The 20,905-nt window shown below is 40.5% G+C and carries 26 protein-coding genes and 3 pseudogenes; 19 read left to right on the top strand and 10 right to left on the bottom strand.

Annotation, left to right across the window (positions count from 1 at the left end; translation table 11 throughout):
- The first annotated feature begins 5 nt into the window (after positions 1 to 5).
- From ACWXW9_RS21525 to ACWXW9_RS21505, 5 genes and pseudogenes are all read left to right on the top strand, one after another.
- Positions 6 to 176, top strand: coding sequence for a hypothetical protein (locus tag ACWXW9_RS21525; RefSeq protein WP_494931082.1), 171 nt, complete (start codon positions 6 to 8; stop codon positions 174 to 176).
- Positions 177 to 196: 20 nt separating this feature from the next.
- Positions 197 to 379, top strand: coding sequence for a hypothetical protein (locus ACWXW9_RS21520; protein ID WP_494931081.1), 183 nt, complete (start codon positions 197 to 199; stop codon positions 377 to 379).
- 90 nt (positions 380 to 469) lie between these two features.
- Positions 470 to 987: pseudogene (locus ACWXW9_RS21515) on the top strand (3-hydroxybutyrate dehydrogenase); the annotation flags it as partial.
- Between the two features lie 854 nt (positions 988 to 1,841).
- The gene (locus ACWXW9_RS21510) at positions 1,842 to 2,339 is read left to right on the top strand and encodes a sigma-70 family RNA polymerase sigma factor (RefSeq protein ID WP_494931080.1); all 498 of its coding nucleotides are present in this window, start codon (positions 1,842 to 1,844) and stop codon (positions 2,337 to 2,339) included.
- Between the two features lie 6 nt (positions 2,340 to 2,345).
- Complete coding sequence (locus ACWXW9_RS21505; RefSeq protein WP_494931079.1) at positions 2,346 to 3,194, top strand: SPOR domain-containing protein; 849 nt, start codon at positions 2,346 to 2,348, stop codon at positions 3,192 to 3,194.
- Positions 3,195 to 3,303: 109 nt separating this feature from the next.
- Here ACWXW9_RS21505 and ACWXW9_RS21500 read toward each other — a convergent pair whose 3' ends face one another.
- Entirely contained in the window at positions 3,304 to 3,918 is a 615-nt protein-coding gene (locus ACWXW9_RS21500) for a GrpB family protein (protein WP_494931078.1), read from the bottom strand.
- A gap of 130 nt (positions 3,919 to 4,048) precedes the next feature.
- On the opposite strand from ACWXW9_RS21500, the gene ACWXW9_RS21495 reads away from it, so the two are divergent.
- From ACWXW9_RS21495 to ACWXW9_RS21470, 6 genes are all read left to right on the top strand, one after another.
- Entirely contained in the window at positions 4,049 to 4,732 is a 684-nt protein-coding gene (locus tag ACWXW9_RS21495) for a response regulator transcription factor (protein WP_494931120.1), read from the top strand.
- Entirely contained in the window at positions 4,729 to 6,105 is a 1,377-nt protein-coding gene (locus ACWXW9_RS21490) for a sensor histidine kinase (RefSeq protein WP_494931077.1), read from the top strand. The genes ACWXW9_RS21495 and ACWXW9_RS21490 overlap by 4 nt, the downstream gene beginning before the upstream one ends.
- A gap of 68 nt (positions 6,106 to 6,173) precedes the next feature.
- Entirely contained in the window at positions 6,174 to 7,298 is a 1,125-nt protein-coding gene (locus tag ACWXW9_RS21485) for an ABC transporter permease (protein ID WP_494931076.1), read from the top strand.
- Positions 7,295 to 7,972: an ABC transporter ATP-binding protein gene (locus tag ACWXW9_RS21480; protein ID WP_494931075.1), complete on the top strand. Its 678-nt coding sequence runs from the start codon at positions 7,295 to 7,297 to the stop codon at positions 7,970 to 7,972. The genes ACWXW9_RS21485 and ACWXW9_RS21480 overlap by 4 nt, the downstream gene beginning before the upstream one ends.
- A 310-nt stretch (positions 7,973 to 8,282) precedes the next feature.
- Entirely contained in the window at positions 8,283 to 8,459 is a 177-nt protein-coding gene (locus ACWXW9_RS21475) for a hypothetical protein (RefSeq protein WP_494931074.1), read from the top strand.
- 109 nt (positions 8,460 to 8,568) lie between these two features.
- Positions 8,569 to 8,913: a hypothetical protein gene (locus ACWXW9_RS21470; RefSeq protein ID WP_494931073.1), complete on the top strand. Its 345-nt coding sequence runs from the start codon at positions 8,569 to 8,571 to the stop codon at positions 8,911 to 8,913.
- A 213-nt stretch (positions 8,914 to 9,126) separates the two neighbouring features.
- Here the strand turns inward: ACWXW9_RS21470 and ACWXW9_RS21465 are convergent, their stop codons facing one another.
- The 4 genes and pseudogenes from ACWXW9_RS21465 to ACWXW9_RS21450 all read right to left on the bottom strand — a co-directional run bounded on the left by ACWXW9_RS21465 (position 9,127) and on the right by ACWXW9_RS21450 (position 10,926).
- Positions 9,127 to 9,429 (bottom strand): monooxygenase, encoded by a 303-nt coding sequence (locus tag ACWXW9_RS21465; protein WP_494931072.1) that lies wholly within the window; start codon positions 9,427 to 9,429, stop codon positions 9,127 to 9,129.
- Positions 9,430 to 9,452: 23 nt separating this feature from the next.
- The gene (locus ACWXW9_RS21460; protein WP_494931071.1) at positions 9,453 to 10,037 is read right to left on the bottom strand and encodes a DsbA family protein; all 585 of its coding nucleotides are present in this window, start codon (positions 10,035 to 10,037) and stop codon (positions 9,453 to 9,455) included.
- Positions 10,038 to 10,051: 14 nt separating this feature from the next.
- On the bottom strand, positions 10,052 to 10,279 hold the full coding sequence (locus ACWXW9_RS21455) for a DsbA family protein (protein ID WP_494931070.1): 228 nt from the start codon (positions 10,277 to 10,279) through the stop codon (positions 10,052 to 10,054).
- A gap of 89 nt (positions 10,280 to 10,368) precedes the next feature.
- Positions 10,369 to 10,926: pseudogene (locus tag ACWXW9_RS21450) on the bottom strand (NADPH-dependent FMN reductase).
- A 135-nt stretch (positions 10,927 to 11,061) separates the two neighbouring features.
- Here ACWXW9_RS21450 and ACWXW9_RS21445 point away from each other — a divergent pair.
- Positions 11,062 to 11,391, top strand: coding sequence for a winged helix-turn-helix transcriptional regulator (locus ACWXW9_RS21445; protein ID WP_494931069.1), 330 nt, complete (start codon positions 11,062 to 11,064; stop codon positions 11,389 to 11,391).
- Positions 11,392 to 11,448: 57 nt separating this feature from the next.
- On the opposite strand, the gene ACWXW9_RS21440 is transcribed toward ACWXW9_RS21445, so the two are convergent.
- From ACWXW9_RS21440 to ACWXW9_RS21425, 4 genes and pseudogenes are all read right to left on the bottom strand, one after another.
- Entirely contained in the window at positions 11,449 to 11,802 is a 354-nt protein-coding gene (locus ACWXW9_RS21440; RefSeq protein WP_494931119.1) for a DoxX family protein, read from the bottom strand.
- Positions 11,803 to 11,834: 32 nt separating this feature from the next.
- On the bottom strand, positions 11,835 to 12,077 hold the full coding sequence (locus ACWXW9_RS21435) for an SDR family oxidoreductase (protein ID WP_494931118.1): 243 nt from the start codon (positions 12,075 to 12,077) through the stop codon (positions 11,835 to 11,837).
- Positions 12,078 to 12,171: 94 nt separating this feature from the next.
- Positions 12,172 to 12,572 (bottom strand): annotated as a pseudogene (locus ACWXW9_RS21430) (IS110 family transposase); the annotation flags it as partial.
- 240 nt (positions 12,573 to 12,812) lie between these two features.
- Complete coding sequence (locus ACWXW9_RS21425) at positions 12,813 to 13,571, bottom strand: TrmB family transcriptional regulator (protein ID WP_494931068.1); 759 nt, start codon at positions 13,569 to 13,571, stop codon at positions 12,813 to 12,815.
- A gap of 154 nt (positions 13,572 to 13,725) precedes the next feature.
- On the opposite strand from ACWXW9_RS21425, the gene ACWXW9_RS21420 reads away from it, so the two are divergent.
- Positions 13,726 to 14,910, top strand: coding sequence for an MFS transporter (locus tag ACWXW9_RS21420; RefSeq protein ID WP_494931067.1), 1,185 nt, complete (start codon positions 13,726 to 13,728; stop codon positions 14,908 to 14,910).
- A 295-nt stretch (positions 14,911 to 15,205) separates the two neighbouring features.
- On the top strand, positions 15,206 to 15,517 hold the full coding sequence (locus ACWXW9_RS21415; protein ID WP_494931124.1) for a hypothetical protein: 312 nt from the start codon (positions 15,206 to 15,208) through the stop codon (positions 15,515 to 15,517).
- On the opposite strand, the gene ACWXW9_RS21410 is transcribed toward ACWXW9_RS21415, so the two are convergent.
- Entirely contained in the window at positions 15,514 to 15,681 is a 168-nt protein-coding gene (locus tag ACWXW9_RS21410) for a hypothetical protein (RefSeq protein WP_494931066.1), read from the bottom strand. The genes ACWXW9_RS21415 and ACWXW9_RS21410 overlap by 4 nt on opposite strands.
- Positions 15,682 to 16,264: 583 nt before the next feature.
- Between ACWXW9_RS21410 and ACWXW9_RS21405 the strand changes: the two genes are divergently transcribed.
- The 5 genes from ACWXW9_RS21405 to ACWXW9_RS21385 all read left to right on the top strand — a co-directional run bounded on the left by ACWXW9_RS21405 (position 16,265) and on the right by ACWXW9_RS21385 (position 20,894).
- On the top strand, positions 16,265 to 16,921 hold the full coding sequence (locus ACWXW9_RS21405; protein ID WP_494931065.1) for an HAD family hydrolase: 657 nt from the start codon (positions 16,265 to 16,267) through the stop codon (positions 16,919 to 16,921).
- A 56-nt stretch (positions 16,922 to 16,977) separates the two neighbouring features.
- Positions 16,978 to 18,105, top strand: coding sequence for an ABC transporter substrate-binding protein (locus ACWXW9_RS21400; protein ID WP_494931064.1), 1,128 nt, complete (start codon positions 16,978 to 16,980; stop codon positions 18,103 to 18,105).
- A gap of 136 nt (positions 18,106 to 18,241) precedes the next feature.
- Positions 18,242 to 19,075, top strand: a complete 834-nt coding sequence (locus ACWXW9_RS21395) for an ABC transporter permease (protein WP_494931063.1) — start codon at positions 18,242 to 18,244, stop codon at positions 19,073 to 19,075.
- Positions 19,072 to 19,872 (top strand): ABC transporter permease, encoded by an 801-nt coding sequence (locus ACWXW9_RS21390; RefSeq protein ID WP_494931062.1) that lies wholly within the window; start codon positions 19,072 to 19,074, stop codon positions 19,870 to 19,872. The genes ACWXW9_RS21395 and ACWXW9_RS21390 overlap by 4 nt, the downstream gene beginning before the upstream one ends.
- Positions 19,869 to 20,894 carry an ABC transporter ATP-binding protein gene (locus tag ACWXW9_RS21385; RefSeq protein WP_494931061.1) on the top strand — a complete coding sequence of 342 codons (1,026 nt, stop codon included), beginning with the start codon at positions 19,869 to 19,871 and terminating at the stop codon, positions 20,892 to 20,894. The genes ACWXW9_RS21390 and ACWXW9_RS21385 overlap by 4 nt, the downstream gene beginning before the upstream one ends.
- Positions 20,895 to 20,905: the final 11 nt, after the last annotated feature.

Below are 20,905 nucleotides of genomic sequence, written 5' to 3'. Positions count from 1 at the left end.
ATGGTGTGAAAATTCTGATGCTGCTCGGCCATAACAGACCTATGTTTTACCGTCGCCTTTGCAAGAAAATCTCCCTGACTACCGCCGGAGCCGTGATCCAGGGTTTTGCCATGGCTGTCTTTTTGTTTCCCCATGACATCCTTCCGGTGGCGGCTCAGGGATTGCGGTCCTTCTGAATCATGCGTTTGGCAGACCGATGAGTATCGGGTTCTGGTTTGCGAATTTCGTCTTACTGATCTTTACCGCCCACTATCTCGGAAGCTTCAACGCCATCAGGACGGTATTTGTCATTACGGTCACATCGGTGTCCGTTAATTTCTTCGGGGTGTGCGTTCATCCGCCGCTCCTGAATGTATGGCTCGATCTGATGATCGGCTAGATATCTCTGGGGACAGGCATCGCCACCCTGATGAAGCAACGGGTATCTAACGGGGTAATCGGATAAGCCGCTACCGACCGCTTTCGTGATAACAACGCCGGAATACAACACGTATCGGAACTCGAAAATTTCCCAACAGATAAGTTTGAGTTTATGCTAAAGATAATGCTAACAGCTCCTTTTATAGCGACGAAGCTGGTGTTTCCTCTAATGAAAAAACAAAATTTTGGTCGTATTACCAATATGGCTTCCATTAATGGCCTCATTGGTTTTGCAGGAAAAGCAGCTTATTGCAGTGCTAAACACGGCGTAATCGGTTTAACAAAAGTATCAGCTCTGGAAGGAGCTGAGTTTGGAATAACCGTTAATGCTTTGTGTCCTGGATATGTAGATACTTCATTAGTACAAAAACAGCTAAAAGGTATTGCCGAGGCAAGAAAAGTTCCTGTAGAAAAAGTGTTTAAGAAGTTATTTATCCCCTAGTGCCTCAGAAACGTTTGTTGTCGGTAAAGGAAATTGCTGATTATGCAATATTCCTTTCGAGTGATAAAGCAAAAGGCGTTACAGGACAAGCCATAGTAATGGATGGCGGTAACACAGCACAATGACCAGAAGGTTTACTAGGACATGTATGGAAACTATAACCCTATAAAATGGGCATATCATATATATGTTGAGACGATACGAAATTCGCGATGACCAATGGAAAAAGATTAAGGACATGCTGCCGCTGGAACGAAAACCATAAGGAGGGAGTCCCCCAAAAGACCATTGCCAGAACGCCATGTTATGGCTCGCGCGAACGGGTGGGCCTTGGAGAGATTTACCGGAATACTACAGCTTCTGGTTCATCGTCTACAGTCGGCTGGCATTTGGGACCGGATATTAGACCATGTCTCAATTGGCCCCAACTTTGAGAGTATCATGATTGACGCGACGATTGTCTGTGTCCATCAACATGAGGGGGGAAGGGGGGCTTTAAGCACAAGCTATTGGGTGGTCAGAGGCGGATTAATGACCAAAATCCACGCCGTTATAGACGCCTTTGGTCACCCGCTTTGCTTTTGCACTGGGGCAAAGAGGGGGGAACGCCATCTGATCATGCGCTTTTTCATTAAAATTAGCGACTTGGACGAATCAATAATAGAGTTCAAGTGTTTATGAGTGGCGCTTGGAAGTCCCAAAATACGGAGTATACTGAAACAACAAGGCATTCATGTCTCCGAAAAAACTGTTGTCCGCATCAAAAGGATCCACTCCTCCATCGGGTATTTTACGCCCAATCAATTCGAACGTACGCTTGCTCTACTAGGTAATTTTCGGTTTTTTGTGTCCAATCCATTGACAGAGGGCCATTGTCTGTTCTTATCCATTGAATTCAAGATTGAAACTATTTTAATTGTTTCGCAGTCTAACATACGTAACAGTCATAAACCGCAGAGGGGTGTTCAAACTGAGCAAAATGAATGCAGCATTCACCGAACAACAGTTTAGTGATCGGTTGATGGCTTGCAAAGAAAAGCTTTACCGATTTGCTTTCTCTTATGTGAAGAACGAACAAGATGCCATTGAAATCGTATCTGAGGCTTCGTATAAAGCTTTTCTTTCTTATAAAAAATTGAAAGATCCGGATTACTTTGAGACTTGGATAACCAGAATCGTTATCAACTCTGCTATTGACCACATTCAACGTAAAAAGAAATACACTTACATTGAGGATTGCGAGACACCATTTATGGTTAAAGAAAGTGGCATAACTTTGGAAGAACAATGGGATTTGTACGAAGCACTCGATTATTTATCCCCAAAAGACAAGACGTTTATCATTTTGAAATTTTTTGAGGGTCAGCGATTCAAAGATATGGCAGAGGTGCTATCTATTTCGGAGAACACAGTCAAGTCAAGGTTCTATCGAATTCTGGATAAGCTTAAAAGACAACTGACCACGGAAGAAGGTTGATTACTGATGAACGGTAAAGAACATTATGAGAATATCGAAATCCCCGCCCGTCTCTCGGAAGTGATTCAACACGCACGTCATCATGCAAAGCACCAGAAACGTAAAAAGATGTTTTGGCGAGGCTGTTCTCTTCTTGCTGTTTGTGCGGCAATGATGATTACAATTAATGTGCCTAGTATAGCTCAGGCCTTGTCCGATGTACCAGTGATAGGCCCTGTCGTTAAAATCCTTCAAGTGGGAAACGGTGGAAAGCCAAACGATGGTGTCTCGCTTGCAACATTAAAAGAAGCTGACACATTAAATATTTATTTTCAGCTTAAAGGCGAACACCTCGCGTATGCCCCAGCATACACGGTCGATCATCAAGTAGGTCCAAATCGTCTTATATTCACCTTTAATGGGGTTCGTGAATTAGATTTTGCCAAGCTGGAGAAGGACATCAAAGCACTCAAAAATGTAAAGGATGCATATCGGAACATTATTTTGGACGATTCTGCGATCCGCTTTGTAGTTGAGCTAAAAGATGATGTTGACTATTCAGTATCAGAGTACCGTCAACCAGGTTTCATCCAGCTAAAGCTTTTCTCTACCCCCAAAAATGTTCAAGCTCATAGGCTTTTCTTCGTACGAAGCCAGGAAATGGAGCAAGATGAAATGCTAGCTTTGCTTGCTGAACAGTATTTTTCAGATGGTAGCAGCATTGTCAAAACACAAAATGGAAAGTTTGCCATGGTGATAGGTGGCTTTGAGAGTCAGACAGAAGCCGAGGAACTGCTGCAGCAAATTGCCAGCCGGGAAGATCATGTTCAACAACTTTTTGTGGACAGCTGGATGAGTAATGAAAACCCTAAATAACGCCCTGCAAGCGTTTGTGTCAACTGCAGCATACCATAGAAAAGCCGGCGGTCCTGAGACCACCGGCTCTTGCTTCTAAACGGATAACGCTGTTTTCGTAAATATTTTCTTATCCAAAACTTTTCTTAGCTTGTTCGAGTAAATTGGATACGTAATCGGCTTTTTCGTCCGAATAAGAGAGCAGTGTGGTATATCCTTTATTGATAGCATTGAGTTTTTTTTCACAATATTGCTTGGCTACATGCGGGTTATCTCTTAAGTAATTTCTGATGAGAAGGTTATTTACCCATTGCTCGCCATTCCAAATGACGACGGCAAGATTATAGGCATGTTCTTGGCGTTTTCGAAAATATAATCTTCCCTTTACACCAGTTTCTCCAAACCCTTCATAACCAAGTTTTATTAGTTTGTTAGTTATGGAGTTGTTTAACTCAAGCGTTTTCACTCCGATCAAGACATCAATAATCGGTTTTGCAAACATCCCTTTTACCGAGGTACTGCCGAAATGCTGAATGTCGATAGCATTGTCTCCAAAAGCTTTAAAGAGATTTACTTTTTCATTTTGAAATAAAATAGGCCACTGTTCATCATAAGGAACCAGATTAATAATCTCATCAATTCCCATCTCCAATTTCACTCCCTTTATTTGGTGTATTGTATCGCACGAAGAGAATGAAAACAACCAAAATATCAGGCGCTTGTTCATAATGCCTTGAGAGGACATGGCGTCCTCCTGCTCTGCCCCGCAAAATGAACGAACAAAACGGTTTTTACAACAATTTTAAGGATGAGGGAAAATGGGGTATGATATAATACAACGTTGAATTCGAAAGGAAAAGGAGTGTAATGATTCCATAATGATAAAGCATCTGCTTCTCGCTGACGATAATGCAAATATCAGAAAGCTCGTTCGATATACTATGACAAAGGAAGGCTATCAGGTGCATGAAGCCCAGGATGGCCTGGAAGCGGTCAAATTGCTGGAACAAGAACCTATAGATCTGGCGGTTATTGATATTATGATGCCTGGATTGGATGGCTTCGATCTGTGCGATTATATTAGGACGAACTACGATATTCCTATCATCATGCTCACTGCATTGGATCAGCTATCGGACAAAAAACAGGGCTATTTGCGAGGAACGGACGATTATGTAACGAAACCGTTCGACCCGGAAGAACTGGTTTTTCGGGTTAAGGCGCTCTTTCGCCGCTATCATCGAACTTCCAGCGACATCATTCGGTTGAATCGAATCGTGATCGACCGGAAAAATGTAGAAGTAACGGATGGTCAATCCGTATTCATTATGCCTATGAAAGAATTCGAGCTGCTTTCACAGCTTGCGCAGTATCCGGGGCGGCTTTTCTCCCGCGATGAACTGATTCGCCTTGTCTGGGGAGCGGACTACGAAGGCGACGACAATACCGTTAGTGTCCATATTAAACGATTGCGCCAACGTTTTGCTGATTATACGGAGGATTTCACGATTCAGACGGTGCGAGGTATCGGTTACAAGATTGAAGTGAAAGCGCGGTGAGTTCGTTGTACTTAAGAGTCTTCTTAACTACGGTGGCCGTTATCCTTGCCAGCAGCATACTGGGATTTCTGTTATCGAATACCTACTATCATGTAGAATTGAAGCCCTACAATGACGAGAAGCTGGTAAACATTGTAAAACAAATGAAGCAATATGTTGAGAAAACACCTGACAGCATCGATTTCTATTTGCAAAATGCAGCGTCGCTTGGTTATGAAATTTATGTGACGGATGGCCAAGGCGATGATCGATTCTATGGACGTGAATTCCGGGTGCGGGATCTGGACGATCAAGCTATAGATTTAGTATTGGCAGGGAAGGTGTATCACGGTGTCGCCCAGTTCCCAAACAAATGGTTTATCACTGGCTTCTTCGATAATCGGTTGAGCAATACAGTCGGAATTCTTGTTCAGTTCAGCAATAAAAATTATGCCTTATTTATGCGCCCTGACGTGATTCTACAGTTTGGCGAACTGCGCATGTTCTTCGCATTGATTGGCCTTCTCACTGTCACAATAAGCATCTTACTGTTTTTAATCAGTACCAGATATTTGGTTAAGCCGCTTACACGTCTGTCTGATGCAACAAAACAAATTGCCCAAGGCAACTATAATCTTACATTGCCGACCAAAAGACGAGATGAAATCGGGCAATTGGCCGGACATTTCATGATCATGAGCCGTGAATTGGAGCGAGTCGACCAGTCACGCCAACAATTTGTGTCGAATGTATCGCATGAAATTCAATCTCCGCTCACTTCAATTCAAGGGTTTGCAAAAGTATTGGCTGAGCGTGATTTGCCCCAAAAAGATCGTGAACACTATTCATCCATTATCGAAGAAGAAAGCCGCCATCTCTCTTTGCTCAGCAAACAGCTTCTATTGCTCTCATCCCTGGAACAAGGAAAAGTAACTTTATCCAAAACGGCTTTCTCGCTGCGGAGTCAAATTCGCCAAGCGGTCCAAATACTGCAATGGCAACTGGACGAGAAGGAACTGTTGCTAAAAATGTCCGTGCCCGATTCAATTAAGATTTACGGGGACGAGGTATTTCTGATGCAAATATGGATGAACTTGCTTAGCAACGCAGTGAATCATATCCCCCCTGGAAGAACTATTGATATACGAGCAAAGCAAACAGGCTCTGAATATTTGATTTATATTCGGGATACAGGAAACGGAATTCCCCCGGAACATTTACCATTTATTTTTGATCGGTTCTACCGTGTGGATGCTGCACGAAAGCCTTCTTCCGGACGATCAGGACTTGGGCTGGCGATTGTGAAAAAAATTGTCCAAATCCACGGAGGCCGCATAGAAGTGGTCAGTTCGACTGATGGAACACTTTTTACTGTGGCATTGCCTCATTTGTAACATGCCGTTCATTTGTTGTTCATTTTCGCTTCCTATACTTTGGTCATAGACAAAGGAGGGAAGCAGAAATGTTTTTAGCTATTCGTGAAATGAGATTTGCTAGGGCTCGCTATTTGTTAATTGCTACAATTATGGTGCTTGTAGCATTTCTTGTTTTGTTCGTTACCGGCCTGGCACAGGGATTGGCGTATGATAACGCGGCTTCTGTTAAGAATATGGCTGCAACTCATTTTATCATGGAGCAGGATTCAGATCACCGATTTACCCGGTCTCAAATTGATCAGAGTCTGCTTGCAGAAGCCGGTTTAATCGTAGGCGCAGAGAATGCTGAGCCGCTCGGCGTGAAAATGACGACAGTCATTCCGGCGGGAGACACGCAAAAGATTGACATTACTTTGCTCGCCATTAACCCGGGAGGTTGGTTAGCGCCAAAAGTAACCGAAGGATCACCCCTTTCGGATGAGGCAAAAGGACGTGTTCTCGTTGATCAAACCATGGCTGACAATGGTGTGAAGATTGGGACAACCATTGAAGATCAAGCTTCGGGAACGAAATGGATTGTAAACGGATTTGTCAAAAATGAGTCTTTCAGCCATACGCCGGCTGTTTTCTTAAACAAGCAGGATTGGGGTGATCTGCAGGCGCAGGCGCAGGCCCGCCAAGGAGCCGATCCGGCAAGCAGCAAAGTATTCAATGCCATTGCAATCAAAGGTGAGCCGGAAAAAGTTAAGGATCTTCAGTCCGCGTTGCCTAATTCAGAAGTCATTACGAAATCCGAGGCAGTTTCGGCAATCCCCGGGTACAAAGAAGAGCAGGGCTCGCTAATGATGATGATTTCGTTCTTGTTTGTTATCTCTGCTTTTGTATTGGCCGTATTTTTTTATGTCATCACGATTCAGAAAACCAGTCAATTCGGGATATTGAAGGCTATTGGCACACGTACAGCTTATTTAGCCGGGAGTGTGGCATTGCAGGTGCTTGTTTTATCCGTCGGCAGTTTGTTTATAAGTGTCGTGTTGATCCAGCTTTTCAAGTCCATTTTGCCAAGCTCCATGCCTTTTCAATTAGAGTATTCCACAGTGCTGTTGACTTGTTTGATTTTTGTAGCAATGACTTTAGCCGGTTCTCTATTTTCGGTATGGAAAGTCACTAAAATCGATGCCTTGGATGCGATCGGGAGGACGGTAGCATGAGAAACAGACTTGAATTGCAGGAGATTACACGAACTTTTGAAGATGGCGGCACAGAAAGAATCATTCTGGATCAGTTAAGTCTTGAGGTGGCTGAAAGCGAGCTTGTCGCGGTTATGGGCCCGTCAGGATCAGGCAAAAGCACATTTTTGTCCACAGCCGGCGCACTGCTTGAACCAACGAGCGGGGATGTTCTGCTTGACGGTGAGTCCATTATTGGAAAAACGAAGCAGGATCTTTCTGAACTGCGGCTTCGTAAAATAGGATTTATATTTCAGAGCGCCAACTTGGTTCCCTATTTGAAGGTAGAAGAACAGTTGTTGCTGGTAGCCAAGCTATCCGGAATGAAGAAGGCACGGGCGGCTGAGCGGGCCAAAGAGTTGCTCGATAAAGTAGGATTGTCTCATCGACTAAATGCATATCCTGAGAAACTTTCAGGCGGTGAGCGGCAGCGGGTCGCTATTGCAAGAGCCTTAATGAATGACCCCGCCGTCCTTTTCGCGGATGAACCAACGGCAAGCTTAGATGCATCACGTGGGCTTGATATAGTAAGTATGATCGCAAAGCAAGTAAAACTTCAACAAAAGAGCGCGGTTATTGTTACACATGATGACCGAGTGCTGCCGCTTTGCGATCGCGTGCTTTTCCTTGAAGGGGGAAAGTTGGTCCAAAAGTAAAAAAGCCTCAGCTTATTTGATAATATCAAGATAGTTGGTTCAGTACTCCTCAAACAGGTCAACTTATGGTCTGCTACAACCATAGTTGACCTGTTTTTTTAGTTGATTCGCATAGGCGAACTGGAAACCAAGTTCGTTCGGAGTGACGTAAGAAGATGATTAGCGCGTGGCAGAAAAGGATTATGAGCGCACCTATAACCCGGTTCTTCGTGGGTCGTGTCTGCAAAAAGGAACGAAATGAATATCGACGGAAACGAAAGTCGCCATTACAATGTGAAATTACAGGATCGGATCACATAATGGTGGCTCGATGGGCATTGGCGGTGCGACAGTACGCAAATTTACTAAAGCCGAGGCCACGGTGGTCATAGCTGATATCGATGACACAAGAGGGAGTTTATTGAAAACAGAACTCCCTACAAAGGATCTGCGTCCTACAAATCTGTCGATGAAAAACGATATGACGTGGGGTATGGAACTTCGCTAAGGAGCTATTTCGGATTCTCCCTACAACTTTATACTTGGCCCGTTTACTTATTGGCTTAATGAATGGATGGCAAAATCCCCTTTGAGAAAATGAATGGCTGCGAAGACGGGTGCGCATGTACATCTGGAAGCAATGGAAGAGGCCGAGAACAAAGGTTCAGAACCTGCGGAAGCTGGGCGTGCCGGAATGGCAGGCCTATCCATGGGGAAACACCCGGCTGGGTTACTGGCGCATTGCCGGAAGCGCGGTATTACAACGCTCTGTTACAAACGAAAAGCTCGCACAGGCAGGATATTATGACCCTGCTCAGTACGAGCGTCTTCGCCAATTGCTCAAACGGTTGAACCGCCGTATACCGAACGGTATGTACGGTGGTGTGGAAGGTCGGCTATCCACTAGTGCCTCCTATCCGATTGAATTTGTTTCAATTATTGATAAAATGTGGCGTTCCTAAAAGCATGCTTTTAGGAACGGTTTTAAATTGTAATTTTTTCGCATTATTTATTGTGTTATGTATAGAGAAGACGACGATTGATAGATCTATGCTTCCCAGGTCGATGTAGGATTCACGAGATCCATTTTTTCAGTTTATTACACTTTATTTCTATCCCAGACGTTTTTTTAAAATAATTATCTGTGATCTTACCCAGGTCATAAACAAACAACATTAGACCGGAAAATGATTCAATTCGGAAAGTTGTTTATTTATATGAAATATTTTAGCATTCGCATGGTGTATGCCAAAGCTCGCCAGCCGTTTGGAATGCATATCCCAGTATTGCTGGGCAGTGCGTTCATCTTCAAAAAAATAAATGCCTCCGGCTTCACCATTCGCCTCATTTTCGGTCCAGACTTTCATTTTTAGGCCTTCTTCCTGATTAATACCTGCAGCCAGTTCCTGAAAATTGGAAGCCATTGCACTTCCGAACGGTCCTTCAAATTTAAAATCGACCTGCAGAATAATACTCATAACGTTCACCTTCCTGGATAAGATTAAATATACAATTCGTTAAAAATGCGTTTAACTTCATAGGTATCTTGGAGCAAGTTATTCGCTAGAAATGTTTCTACGTCCTGCGGGACCAAATCGTACATCACCTCAATTTCTCTGGCAAACAGATGCTGCTTCCCGTTATGAAGCTCGGTCAATTCCGGTAATTCCGCCGCTGTCAGTGGCTCACCGACAATTTTCTGTAATGCTTCCATATACGTTTGCAATGAGCGTGCTCCGACGATTTTGACGCCTTGTTTTTCTTCATTGACCATAATGATGGTAGGGAAGCCGCGTACACCCAAACTGGCAGCAAGAGCAAAATCTTCTTCCAGCCAGCCCTGTGCTGCGTCTTCACCTGCTTCAGTCACAAGGATGGCACCATCCAAACCGATCTGGTTCACAATATCCTTCAATACCTGATCTTCCGCAATATTGTGATTAAACACAAACACAGCTTCACGCAATTTTCGAAGCAGCAGTTCCGCATGGTCCGGATGTTTGCGCTGCACGACTTTGAATACACGGGACGGGGGATACGAGGACTGAATCGGGTTAGTTGTCCATACTGATCCATCAATAGGCATCCTCGAATGTTCGCCTACTTCCCGCCCATAATCGTCTGAATATTGAAATACTGACCGTATTGCTGAACAAAGCGATTCAGGATCGGCTCCAGTGCCCAGCAGTGGGAACAGATCGGATCAGTTGCGTAATACAACGTGATTTTTTTTGCTGGTGTATTAAAATCTACCAGTTGCACATCATCTTCTTCCACTTCGCCGCAGATACCGGTTTGCAGATCGCACATCATATTTTTGTCACTCATGATTTCAGCTCCTATGGTTGTACAGGCTGCATCAACGGAATGATCTGTTATGCAGTCTGTTTCACTTGCATGCCATTAATATATTTGAATTAACGAAGTTGTTTTAAAGCTGTAGACCAAGAAATCACTTGATCCAGCAGATTTTGAATGGTTGCTTCATGATGATCTTCCGGTGTGAATGTACTCATTTCCTGGAAGTCAGTAAACAGGTTGAAAGTCGGCTGTGTACTAACAACGGCAACTTGCGGTACGGAGAGGATCAGCCGCAACTGCTGAGCTGCCACGGTACCGCAAGTTGAACCATAGCTAACGATACCTGCAGCTTTGTTAACCCATTCCTGGTACAGATAATCGATGGCATTTTTTTGAGCGGAAGTAGCACCGCAGTTATATTCAGGAGTAATGAACACAAATCCATCCAATTCGTTGATTTTCTCTGACTATGCAATCGCTTCTGGGGTTTGATATTGATTAGAAAAAGCAGCAGGTACAGGCTCGTTATACAGCGGCAAGTTATAATCCAAAATATCTACAACTTCAAAAGATGCATCTGTTCTTTGCTGGGCAATAGATGCTATCCATTGTGCAACTTGCAAACTGACTCTGCCTGGACGAGTACTACCTGTTATGATACCGATTTTCACCATGTCAACCAAACTCTTTCTTTTATATAGTGAATTACTTATTTGCTTATAGTATGATTTTAATACGTATACTATTTATAACAAGTACGATTATTTTTTTTACTAAGTATTAAAAAAGATAGTAATGGAGGGATATAAATGAGTTATTCGTTGGAAATGAAAAAAATGTGCCCCGCTACATTCGCCTTTAATGTGATTAGTGGCAAATGGAATCTGCCTATTCTGGCAGAGCATGAGTGTATCCGCTATAATGAGCTGAAACGCCTGTTAAAAGGGATTACAGCCGCAACATTGACGAATTGTTTGAAAGAACTTGTAGAATATGGTATTATTCACCGCAAGCAATATATGGAAATACCACCACGCGTCGAATATTCGCTTACTGATGCAGGAAAAGAACTGGTGCCCTTGATTGAGTCCATCGTGGCCTGGGGTGCTAAAAACATTAATGCTATGATGAAAGTCTAAAAGCCAAAGCGCCGGGACATATTGATTTCCCGCCGCTTTATATTTTCTCATAGCGAATTACATAGATATGAAATGATAATAAACAACAATACTGAGTACGAATAGTACGAGGGATGGAATGGCTTTTACAAACGGATCTTTGGCAATGGCAATCAGCGTAAGCGCCGCAACCAGCATCGTTACGCCAAGTAGCAGACCGGCCAACAGGGCAACAAGAGGTAACCAGATGCCGATCAGCATTCCAAGTGCACCTATGATTTCAAACGCCCCTGTAAGAACATTGAAAAAAGCAGGGAATCCAAACCGCTGAAATTCAGCAGCCATTTTACCGGTAATGATTTTGGAACCAGTCATCAAAAAAAACGCACCCAGCATGACTTGAATAATAACGACTGCTATAAAAATAGGTATTCACTTCTCTCATCTAAAATAAAGGACAGTTATTAATTCATCTCCATACCACCGGATACAGGCACGTATGCGCCTGTAATAAAATCGCTGCCTTCACTGGCATACAGCAGTACTGCTTTAGCTATATCTTCAGGTTCGGCAATACGACCAAGCGGTGTAGACAGAGCTGATTTTTCTTTTTCCGAAGCTGGTGTATATAGGGTAGCATCAGTGGCAACCATACCTGGAGACAGCACGTTTGCCATAATACGATAAGGACCAATTTCCTGTGCGATATAACGTACCAGCGAATTGATTGCGCCTTTGGCCGTGCCATGTGCAACAAATCGTTGCCGAGACTACTGGAAATATAGATCAGTTTGCTGGCGTTTCCTCCGGGAGAGAAAATAGACTTAACGTGGCAATGGCACTGGTGCAGGTAAGGATTTTAAAGACATGACGAAGTTCTGGAAACACAATATCTTCCCAGCGGTGAATTTGATTAACGGCGCTGTTAAGCCGTTTGGCCACCGTGTCGCGATTAGCCATGAGAATCCGAAGTTCCTCGTAGACTTCCGCAATAAAGCGTTCAGGGGAATAGTATCCGTTTTTGACCATATCCGCGATGACAAGTGCAGTTGGATGGGGTATTATCTCGGTTTTCCTTGTTCTTTTTGACAAGATGAGGATTTACGAGAACAGCCTCAATTCCTTTGGCTGAAAGCCAACGAGCTAGGCTTAGCCAGTAGTCCGGTTGGTTCCATACCGACGATGATTTTGTTCAGCTTGTACAACTTAACTCGTACGATGGGGTTTGCGCACGAGGTCATGGCGCGCTCGTTTTTATGCAAAGAGCAAATTATTCGTTTTACAGGAATTCTAACGGGCAAGATAGATTCAATTGCCAGATCTAATAGCAGAAGTACAAACCAGAAACATTCACAGAGTCCTTGTAGCTAGAGGCGGTGGTGGCGGGACTATTGCACCCGCCTTCAAAAAATCTTCAATATCACAATAACGCCGATAAACGTTTAATAACGAAGTTTCAGAAGCATGTTTTTTATATCTTCATCTTCCATCACAATGTTATGATAGCGCTGCGTGATTTTAGTTAGAGCGACATCATGATAGAAAAAATCCGTAAAAAACTTTACAAGTGGCGGCGATTGTGTCCGAATGGCTTGCCAGCTTCCTTCTTCCATTCCCGCAAACAACAGTTCACGCTCATCAACGATGAATATTCTGCTTCGTTCCAACATATTGTGGTTTTGATTAGGCATCATTGTATAAACCATTGGAATAATAGTCTTGATTTCTCCAATTACGTGAATAACCACTTCCAAACCAGCCTGATACTTTTTTTCAAGCAAAGGCAAATAATCTTGTAAATCATCTGCCCATGCGGAAATGAAGATTGATTTTTTCGCTTCCTTTGACAATTCCTTTATTACAGAGATGATGGATTGATTCTCTTTTAATGTCCAAACTCGATCATCCACTTCTATTTTCATTACTTCTATTTTTTTTAGTTCTTCTATATTTGACTCAAAGTCTTTTTTTAATTGCTCAATCAACACCTTCATTGGCAATGCAGTGTACTGGCGTTTCTTCTCAACAGTCGCCTCTAACACAATCCCTTTTTTTACAAGCTTATTTAAAACCTCATAGACTTTTGAACGCGGCACGTTAGACCGTTTTACAATGGCTGTTGCATCAAGAGCTTGGTTAATGGTAATAAGCGATGTATACACTTGACTTTCATACTGTGTAAAACCAAATTGTTGAAGCATTGAATCTCCTCTTTTGTAGATAGTTTTAGTTCCTTCAACTAGCTTAAACCAATCTATAGGGTGATTTCCACTTGTTTTACTAAACTTTTAATGGTAGCCTTATAAAAAAGTTACTACTGTAGTGGTAACTATATTATAAAAAACGAGGTGCTTTATGAATAGGAAAGTGTACTTACTTACGATCGTTTCTTTTGTCGTTGGTTTAGTAGAACTAATTTTAGGGGGCATTCTTCACTTAGTCGCCCATGATCTCAATGTCTCACTTGGACAAGTCGGCTTGTTAATTTCAGTTTTTTCCTTTGTGTATGCCGTTTCTGGACCTATTTTTTTATCAATAACTGCTAAAATGGAAAGAAAAAAGCTCATACTGATAACTTTGATTGTATTCCTTCTTGCGAATGTTTTAGCTACGTTAAGTACAGGCTATACGATGCTTATGCTTGCCCGAGTGTTTTCGGGGATGAGCGCATCTTTACTCATTTCATTATGCGTCACCATTGCATCAAATATCACATCGGAAGCATATCGTGCTAGGGCAATAGCAGTCGTTTATATGGGTACAACCGCCTCATTAGTTCTTGGTGTTCCATTAGGATTAGTGCTTGGTAATGCCTTTGGTTGGCGTGCCCCATTCTTACTGATAGTAATCCTTACAGCTATATCCTTATTTTGCATGTATTTCTTCATGGGAAAAGTTGAGCCTAAAGCAGGTATTCCATTAAAAGAACAACTAAAAAAACAGTTACGGTCCTTGAAAAGCAGAAAAATTATATTGATACAGTTAACATCCCTTTTATTCTTATCGGGACATTTAACGCTATATGCTTATCTCACACCGTACTTAGAAACGACTTTGGGATTAGAAGGAAACTGGATTAGCATCATTTTATTGATTTTTGGAGTAGCAGCCATTATCGGCGGTGGCATTGGAGGAATCTTATCAGATCGCTTCGGCCCGCCAAAAACAATAATCGGCGTAATCATTGTTTTTGCAATATCGATTTTTTCTATTCCATTTTCGACAACGTTTTTCCCTGTATTTATCATCGTTATGATGCTGTGGAGTATGCTAAGTTGGGCAATCTCACCAGCTATACAAAGCTACCTAATCGTCTCTGCACCAGAGGCTTCTGATATTCAACAGAGCATAAATAACTCAGCCGCGCATTTTGGAATTGCATTGGGTTCTATGATTGGCGGAGCTGTTATCGAGCGTGCTAGTATCGAGATGAATCCGATAGTTGGTGGAGTATTAGCATTATTTTCCCTTTTTGTTGTGTCTTTATCCATGATTAAAAGCAAGGAATCTCAAAAAAATGATGGAAGTGCTAGTATCTGATGATATTAAGACAAATGGCAGCAGATAAAACATGCTATTGAAGCTCCTGTTCGTCATCCCAGCATCAAGTGATCAAGCCGGACTGTACCGGGCCAACAATGATTTAGCTGCTCCGAGCAGAGTAACCTAAATTAGCTTCCGGTTTGTTTGAGTTCGGCTGGAGGGGGAGAGTTGCAGGCTTGGAGACGGACCAAATCCGATTGGGCTGGGCAAGCTCGTGAGCTTCTTGAGGTGCTTTACCCAAAGGCGAGGCGCATTCGACTCATCATGGATAATTTGAACACAATCCTGACAGATGGCATTATCAAACACAGTTTCCTGGATAATTTTAAGCGAGCGCTTTAAACACTGCAAAGCAAAAAAAGCTTTCTATAATCACCCCAACGGGCGGCTATGGAAAGCTTTTTTGCTCAATAGATCATTTTATGTTTCAACCAGGGTCGTATTTAAGGGGTGGAACGGCACGCGAGCTCTGGCGACGTTAAAGCAATTCCCGCTGCCTGAGGACTTGAAAGGCTTGACCATCGAGCTCATGGACGGCTGGCGAAAAGCGGGCATGAAGCACGTCGGTGGATCCCAAGCTGTGAGCGAGCGGCGCTGCTCTTAGCCACCGCTGATCGTTCCGTAGGTCTGACGGACATCGGCCCGGAAATCAAACGGCTCATCGGACGATTGCTCAACAGGTATGAAGCGCTTCAATCTCAAATCCAAACCGTCTCGAAGGGATACCTTGCCCACCCAAGATTTGATTATACTCTCCAATGTTAACATTATGTTCCACATACTTAAATAACATTTGTTCAAATTTTAGTTTGTTGGTTTTCAAGCTTGCGAGACATCGGGAATAACTACAAGAGAAAGTAAAAACCCATCCCAAGGTTTCTGAGCCAAAGGTGTGTTTTTGATCTTCTGAACTTTAGAGGGGCTACGATCTACCTTCAATTGCAAACGAAAATTATTGTATTTTGAGACTGGTGATTAACAAGAAATATCATAACCGAAGATATAAATAATATCTACCTAAAATTAATAAAAATGGATATAACTTTGACTTTTGCTGAACTATCAGGCCGCTGATAGAATAATCTAATTGCAGCTATAAAATAAGCATCTGTTTAATAATAAATTTAACATAACTTTTACAAAGACTTGACAACAATCAGCAACTTATTAAGTTACAATACGAACTGAAGATTTGGATAAATACTTCGTAATAAAAAAAAAATGGAGATTAACTCCAAAATTTATTGTGTGGGGGGGGACAAAAAATTCTTTTAAGGGTTTTAAAATTGTTCATACCTATTAACCTTTTGTAATGTTTCATATTATGTAATTTTGATTAGGAGGAAAAATTTTGTTAGAAGCTGTAATTTTTGATATGGATGGAGTAATCGTAGATAGTGAACCAATACACATGAAAGCAGATAAATTACTATTAAATCATTATGAAATAAATGTTTCAGATGAATTTTTACTTGGATTTATCGGTGTGAAAAGTTCTGATTTTTTTAAGAGTATTGTTAAGGATTTTAATATCAAAGATGAATTAAAAAAAATAGTAGAAATTCATGGTGAAATTAGAAATGAGATTTTTTGTAACAGCAATTTGCAAGCTATTCCTGGGATTTTAGATTTATTAATGGAAATAAAAAACAATAATATTAAAGCAGCTATTGCATCGTCATCTCCGCGCAGTTTTATAAATTATATAGTTCATCGTTTAGAATTGGACAATTATTTTGATGTTTATGTTAGCGGCGAAGATGTTACTAAAGGAAAGCCAGAACCAGATATCTTTATTAAAACAGCAGACATATTAAATGTTAATGTTAAAAATTGTGTAGTTATAGAAGATTCTACACACGGTGCAAATGCGGCAGGGGCTGCAGGAATGAAATGCATCGGCTTCAATAACATTACATCATCTTATAAGCAGGATTTAAGTAACACCAGTGTCATAGTAGAAAGTATCACTTCTATAAATTACAAATTATTAAACAGTCTAATCTAGGTTTTATTGGACAACAGTAATGCCTGAAGAGAATAAAAAAATGGGAGGTTTAACTTGTGCGAAACAAATTTGTATTAGTGCTTACATTATGTATGATAATTGCTTCATTAACCGGCTGTAATGTGAGCCAGACAAAAACAAGTGATACATCTTCAACGACGGAAAGTCCTGGAAACTCGCCTGGTACATCAACTACAGAGACGCTTACAATGGATGAGCTTATTTCAAAAGCAAAAGCGGAAGGAACATTAGTAACATTAGGAATGCCTGATAATTATGCAAATTGGGGAGAGGTTTGGGCCGGATTTGAAGCGAAATATGGCATCAAACAGTATGATACAGACATGGATAGTGCATCAACAGTAGGGAAAATGGCAGCTGAAGGTGAAAATGCATCTGCTGATATGGGTGCAATTGGATTTGGATTTGGTTCAATTGCCCATGAAAAAGGTATTATGCAGCCGTATAAATCAAGCTATTGGAATGAGATTCCTGATTGGGCCAAAGATGATGATGGTTATAGGATAGTTTTTAACTCAGGAGTAATGTCATTTTTGACTAATAAAAATAAAGTTAAAAATCCTCCAAAGAGTTGGGCAGAATTATTGAATGGAGATTATAAAGTATCCATAGGCGATGTTACAAAAGGTGCTCAGGCACAGATGGCAGTTTTGGCTGCTGCGTATGCATTTGGAGGAGATGAAAATAATTTGGAACCAGGAATTAAGTTTTTTGAAACATTAGCCAAACAAGGAAGGTTATCTAAAGTAGATTTAAACTATCAGAATATAGAAAAAGGGGAAACAGAAGTTGCTTTATTATGGGATTATAATTCGATGTCCTATCGTGAAAAAATAAACCATGATCAATTTGATGTTAGCATACCAAGTGATGGCAGTGTTATTTCTGGCGATCTTCTGACAATTAACAAATACGCAAAACATCCTTACGCCGCTAAACTGGCAGTAGAATATATTTTAAGTGATGAAGGACAAACTGCATTCGCAAATGGTTATGTCAGACCAATCAGGTCAGTTGAAATGCCTAAAAATATATCAAATAAAATGCTCCAGGTAGATGCTGATCAAAAGTTATTGCAGGTTAAAGACCCTGATATATTGCAAAAAATAGCAGGAACGCTACCTTTAGTTTGGCAAGAAAGAGTACTTTTACATTTAAATTAACAGATTAATTGGAATAGTATTAGACGCTGGATAATCAATTGTTTGGATGATTATCCAGCAATGAAGACGAATTGGACTTGAGCAATTCCTGCGGCGCGTGTGAATGCACAAGCCAAGCTCAAATGGAGGATAAAGAATGAAAAGAAATCTTCATTTGTTATATACGATAATAGGATTAGTGCCAATAATGTTTATAATCATAGGTTTTCTTTTAATACCTTTTAGCTATATGTTTATTGATAGCTTTCATGCTGGAGGTACTGGAAGGTTAACTTTTGAGAACTATGTTTTTACAAATTCATTTTATTTGGTAGCAATGAAAAACAGCTTATTAATTTCATTACTTTCAAGTGTTATAGGAATCATTGCCGCTTTGTTTATATCATATGGGATCACACGGTTTGCTGATAAAACTAGGAATGTATTAATAATTATAACCAATATGACAGCAAATTTTTCCGGTGTTCCATTGGCCTTCTCATATATTGTTATGTTTGGATATAGTGGTGTCATAACTACAATGCTTAACCAAGTAGGTTTTAATAATTTTGATTTGTATTCATGGTCAGGTATAGTTTTGCTTTATGTATTTTTCCAAATACCAATAGGTGTGTTATTTCTATTTCCACTATTTAATGGAATTAGAGAAGATTGGGTTAAGGCATCATCTATTTTAGGAGCAAGTAGCTTTTCTTTCTGGAGATATATTGGTTTACCGGTAATTCTTCCGGGTATAATTGGAACCTTTAGTATTCTTTTTGCGAATGCAATGGGGTCGCAGGCGACTGCTTATGCTCTTGTTGGCGGCAATTACAATCTTTTGACTATCAGGATTTCTTCCTTAATATCTGGAGATATTACACTACAACCCGAAATGGGAAGCACTTTGTCTATTGTTTTATCATTGTTAATGATTATTACAGTATGGCTTAACCAGCTTTTACTGAAAAGAGTTAGGAGGGATATATGATGAACAAAAGTTTAAAACTACCTAAACTAATCATAATCATAACGATGATATATCTTCTAGCTCCTTTACTAGTTACATTTATTTATTCATTTGCAACAAAATGGGAAAGTTCAATACTGCCGCAAAATCTAACATTTAACTGGTTTAGTGAGTTGTTTCAGGACCCTCGTTTTTCAGCTGCACTTGGAAGGTCTGCATTTGTTTGTACAGTAAGTGTTTTAATGAGCTTGATTGTTGTATTAACAACTATTTTCACAATATTGTATTATTTCCCTAATGCTAGAAAAATTATGCGATTTATATCCATCATTCCCTTTGCTGTTCCGGGTGTAATTCTTGTAGCAGGATTAATACGTGCTTATGCGAGCATAGCTCCGTCCGTTACTGGAAAGATAGGGATATTAATCGGCGCTTATTGTATCCTTATATTACCATTTATGTATCAAAGCATTGATAATAGTATGCAAATTCTAAATGTAAAGCAATTGACATCCGCAGCTGAAATGCTTGGAGCATCAAAAATAAGAGCGTTTTTGAAGGTCGTATTTCCCAATATATTACCCGGTGTTGTTTCATCAATATTGCTGTCTCTTTCAGTATTATTAGGGGAATTTGTTATAGTGAATTTTTCACTTGGAACTCAATTTGAAACAATTCAAGTATATCTATATAACCGATTAAAAGAAAGCGGACATATTGCCAGTGCTGTAACCATTACGTATTTTTTTGCGGAGATGATATTGCTAGGATTGATACTATTTATTAGTAATCATTTATACGGGAGAAAAAAAATATGAGCTATGTAGTTGTTGATAATTTAACAAAAAAATATAACCAAGCTGAGGTTTTAAAAAATCTATCATTATCGATTAATAAAGGAGAATTAGTTACCCTGCTTGGACCCAGTGGTTGCGGAAAAAGTACACTGCTGCAATGTATTGCCGGACTAACTGATCATCAAGAAGGAAAAATTGTATTGGACAAAAAGGAGATTACAAACGTAATACCCAAAAATCGAGAAGTAGGCTTTATGTTTCAATCATATGCCCTTTTTCCCAATATGAATGTATTCAATAATATTGCTTTTGGCCTGATAATGAGAAAATTGGACAAAAAGACGATTAATACAAAGGTGAATGAAGTTCTGGAACTCGTTGAGTTAAAAGATCGAAGTGAAGCTTATCCAAATGAACTTTCAGGCGGGCAACAGCAAAGAGTGGCGTTGGCAAGGTCTCTTGTTATACAACCTAAGCTAATGTTAATGGATGAACCGTTCAGCGCACTAGACGCAAAAATTCGAAAAAATCTAAGATCTGAATTACGTAAAATACAAAAAGATGTGGGAATGACTACTATTTTTGTGACACACGATCAAGAAGAAGCATTAACAATATCTGATAGAGTATTTGTTATGCAAGAAGGAGAAATCGTACAAATTGGAACACCGCAAGAAATATATGAACGACCGAAAACGGAATTTGTTGCTGGCTTTATTGGTAATTTTAATATTTTGCCTACTGAAAAAGTAAAAAACTTGGGTCTAAATGTTAACAAATATAAAAAAATAGCGATCAGACCAGAAGCAATATGCTTATACCCAAAAGCTTCTACAACGAGTCATTCAGAAGAGGAAGGTATATGGTTAGAAGGCAGCATTTCGGATAAAACATTACTTGGAAATGTTTTGCGTTATAAGGTAAGCACAGATAGGTATATGTTGTATGTTGACACAATTAATGCACCATTTTTCTCTCAATACAATGAGGCAGAAGAAGTAAAAATGTTTATTCCAAAAAATAGTATTTGTTTTCTTAATTAAGCTTTATGGAG

It is taken from the genome of Paenibacillus sp. LT-B23, assembly GCF_059417685.1.
Note: the sequence above shows the minus strand (reverse complement) of the source record. Positions and strands in the feature narration are given on the sequence as shown.